Here is a 3,274-nt window from a genome sequence, read left to right on the forward strand (position 1 = left end):
CGTCGAGCGGCGCAACCGTCGTGACCTCGGGCCGCGTCATCGGCGAAGGCGTCAGCGGGACGGTCAGCGCGAACGGCGCGGTGCACACATTCGGCCAGGCCGGAAACGGCATCACTTATACCGGCGCCGGCCGCCTGTCCGGGCGCAGCGGTTCCGGCACCTTCCGCCGCTCCGACGGCTGTTCGGGAACCTGGACCGCAAGCAAGCAATAGCGCCGACAAAAAGCCTGAATTCGCGGTGGAACGAACGCCGCGCAGGCCCGATTCAAGCCACATCCTCTCCGGATTTGCGGCTCATTGCCACCTAACTCTTTGTTGAGAAGGGGAACGTAACGAGTTGCGTCATGCGTAACCGGGAGACCAGGATGGGCAACCGCACCGCAAAGTTTTTATCCGCGCTAATCGGCAGCATTATTGCCGGCGCACCCTTGGCCGCTGTCTCACAGAACGCGCCGAGCGCCGCTGCCGCTGCAAGCACGGCGGCTGCCGCGAGCGACTGTCTCGCCTCGCCGAAGGGCACAGCGCCGCAGGGACAGCATTGGCACTATCGCGTGGAACGCGGGACCAAGCGGCAATGCTGGTATCTGCGCGCCGAGGGCGCCAAGGCCATGACCACTGCGCAAACCGAGAATGGCTCGCCGCAACCGGATTCAGCGCCGCAGCAATCGGTGCAGAATGCGCGCGCCGAATACATCGCGCCGCAGAGCATCGCGCAAGCTGCACCTGCGCCTGCGACTGCGCCGCAGGCAACTCCACCGGCGTCCGCTACCGGCAGCGATACGCAGCAGCCGGCCGCCGCCACGCGCTGGCCGGACACCCCAGCCGCGCCGCAGTCGGCAGCAGCACCTGCAACGGCAGTCGATCAGCCGAGCGCGCAGCCGCCGGCATCCCCTGCCCCTGTGACGTTCGCCTCGGCCGACAGTGCTGACAAGCCGACCGGCTCGCTCCCGACATTGCTGCTCGTCATCATCGGAGCGCTCGCGCTCGCCGGCCTCATCGCCAGTGTGATCTACCGCTTCGCCGGCGGTCGCGCGCGCACCCAGACGGCCGATCGCCGCGTCAACTGGGATCACAGGCAGGATCACGACGACAGCCGCGCGCCGTGGCTCAACGCGACGCCAGTCCCTGCACCGCGCCTGGAGCGACCGCTCCCGGTCGACTTCGACGCCGTGCGTCCGGAGACACCCGTGCGTCCAGAGGCACCGCAGATCGCCACATTCACCGACGGGATTCGCCGGATCGCAGCGCAAAACCGTCTCCTCGAGGTCGCGGCCGAAGAGCGAGAGGAGACCGAGATCGACTATTTCGACGGTGAGTTCGAGATCGAGGCGGCGGCGCCTCTGGCGGCCGACGGCCAAGATGACGGTCAGGACGAAAAAACGGCCGATCACGATGTGAACGCGGGTCAGGAGCACCTCCGCGACGCAGACGTGCACGCCAATCATGCGCCCGACGACAATGCCGTCGACATCGATATCATCACGGCGATGCTGGAACGGCTGGCGAGCCAAGGACCGCGGCTGACCAAGCCCGGCTTTGAGCCTAGCCTTGAAGCTGACCTTGCAGCCCTCGCACGAAGCTCACGAGCCCGGTCTGCCGCTCGCGCTTGAGGCGCTCGGCCTTCAGGATCGACTGCACCTCGGCGAAGGCGTCATCGACATTGTGGTTGATGACGATGTAATCGTACTCGGCCCAGTGACTCATCTCGTCGCTGGCGCGGCTCATGCGCTTGCGGATCACCTCGTCGGAATCCTGCGCGCGCGAATGCAGCCGCTTCTCGAGATCGGACGCCGAGGGCGGCAGGATGAAGACGCTGACGACGTCGGCGCGCGCCTTCTGCTTCAATTGCTGAGTGCCTTGCCAGTCGATGTCGAACAGCACATCCTGGCCTGCCGACAGCGCCGCCTCGACCGGTCCGCGCGGCGTGCCGTAGCTGTTGTCGAACACCGTCGCCCACTCCAGGAGTTCGTCGGCCTTGACCATCGCATCGAAGGTCGCCTTGTCGACAAACGTGTAATCCTTGCCGTTGACCTCACCCGGGCGCATCGATCGCGTGGTCGCCGAGACCGACATTTTCAGGCCCGGCATGCGGTCGATCAGCATCCGCGACAGCGTCGTCTTGCCCGCGCCCGATGGCGAGGACAGCACGAACATCAATCCGCGCCGCTCGACCCCGTCAGTTCCGTGACCGCCCGATGTCATCGATCACTCCAGATTCTGGACCTGTTCGCGGAACTGCTCGACCACGTTCTTCATGGCAAGCCCGGTGTTGGTCAGCTCGATGTCGTTCGACTTCGAGCAGCAGGTGTTGACCTCGCGGTGAAACTCCTGCGCCAGAAAATCGAGCTTGCGGCCGATCGGGCCGCCCTTGCCGATCAGCTCGCGCGCCTGCGCGATGTGGGACGCGATACGGTCGAGCTCCTCGCGGATGTCGGCCTTGGTCGCGATCAGGATCGCCTCCTGCATCAGGCGATCGGAATCGAAACGGTCTGAGGTATCAAGCAGAGCTGCGATCTGCTCGGCGAGCTTCGCCTTGATCGCCTCCGGCTTGCGGCCGGGCGAGCTTTCCGCCCTCTTCGCGAGCTGCTCGATCTCGTCGACCCGCTGGGTCAGGATCTCGCCGAGCGAGATGCCCTCGCGCTTGCGCATCGCCACGAGCTCGTCGAGTGCCTTGTCGAAGGCGTCAGCGGCAGCAGCGCGCGCGGCCTTGTCCTCCTCCTCGTCGCCCTCGGGCTCGGCGACCTCGACCACACCCTTGATGGCGAGCAGCCCGTCGATGCTCGGCGCGACCGCGTCGACCTTGCCGGAGATCATTGCGGCGGCCTTCAGCACAGCGTTGAGCACGTCCTCATTGACGCGGACCGCGGCGGCGGCATTGGCGCGCTTGACGTTGAGATTGGCGTAGACCGTGCCGCGCGACAAAAGCTCGCCGGCGCGCTTCTTGGCGTAAGCCTCGAGCTCGTCGAATCCCTGCGGCAGGCGCACCCTGAGGTCAAAGCCCTTGGCGTTGACCGACTTCAACTCCCATTCGAACGTATACGGCCCGCTTGCGCCGTGGCATCTCGCAAAGCCGGTCATGGACGACAGCGCCATCAGGTCAAATTCTCCGGAAAACTGGGATTCGCGAGGCCATCAGGCCACGCGAATCTTAAGACTATTTTGCAGGAAAGTGGAATCCGCAAAGTCGGCAGGGCAAGTCTACAGGGACCTCGATGGGTGCGGGCCTAGCGCTGGACCACCGGCGGCGACGGCTGCACCGCACCCTGGCGGGCGGG

3 protein-coding genes and 1 pseudogene are annotated in these 3,274 nt (G+C 65.7%); 2 read left to right on the plus strand and 2 right to left on the minus strand.

Annotation, left to right across the window (positions count from 1 at the left end; translation table 11 throughout):
- Together AOQ71_RS49245 and AOQ71_RS37180 are read left to right on the plus strand one after the other, a co-directional pair.
- A pseudogene (locus tag AOQ71_RS49245) lies at positions 1-212 on the plus strand (hypothetical protein); the annotation flags it as partial.
- A 152-nt stretch (positions 213-364) separates the two neighbouring features.
- Entirely contained in the window at positions 365-1,609 is a 1,245-nt protein-coding gene (locus tag AOQ71_RS37180) for a hypothetical protein (protein ID WP_057757967.1), read from the plus strand.
- Here the strand turns inward: AOQ71_RS37180 and gmk are convergent.
- Positions 1,542-2,201, minus strand: a complete 660-nt coding sequence (gene gmk, locus AOQ71_RS37185; protein ID WP_057757971.1) for a guanylate kinase — start codon at positions 2,199-2,201, stop codon at positions 1,542-1,544. The genes AOQ71_RS37180 and gmk overlap by 68 nt on opposite strands.
- A gap of 3 nt (positions 2,202-2,204) precedes the next feature.
- Complete coding sequence (locus AOQ71_RS37190; protein WP_057757973.1) at positions 2,205-3,092, minus strand: YicC/YloC family endoribonuclease; 888 nt, start codon at positions 3,090-3,092, stop codon at positions 2,205-2,207.
- Between the last annotated feature and the right edge of the window lie 182 nt (positions 3,093-3,274).

The sequence above is a fragment of the Bradyrhizobium manausense genome, from assembly GCF_001440035.1.
GTDB classification, from domain to species: domain Bacteria; phylum Pseudomonadota; class Alphaproteobacteria; order Rhizobiales; family Xanthobacteraceae; genus Bradyrhizobium; species Bradyrhizobium manausense.

What these genes read in the sequence shown, in the direction of transcription:
- gmk (WP_057757971.1), bottom strand. Translation starts at nt 2,201, where the DNA reads ATGACATCGGGCGGTCACGGAACTGACGGGGTCGAGCGGCGCGGATTG.
- AOQ71_RS37180 (WP_057757967.1), top strand. Translation starts at nt 365, where the DNA reads ATGGGCAACCGCACCGCAAAGTTTTTATCCGCGCTAATCGGCAGCATT.
- AOQ71_RS37190 (WP_057757973.1), bottom strand. Translation starts at nt 3,092, where the DNA reads ATGGCGCTGTCGTCCATGACCGGCTTTGCGAGATGCCACGGCGCAAGC.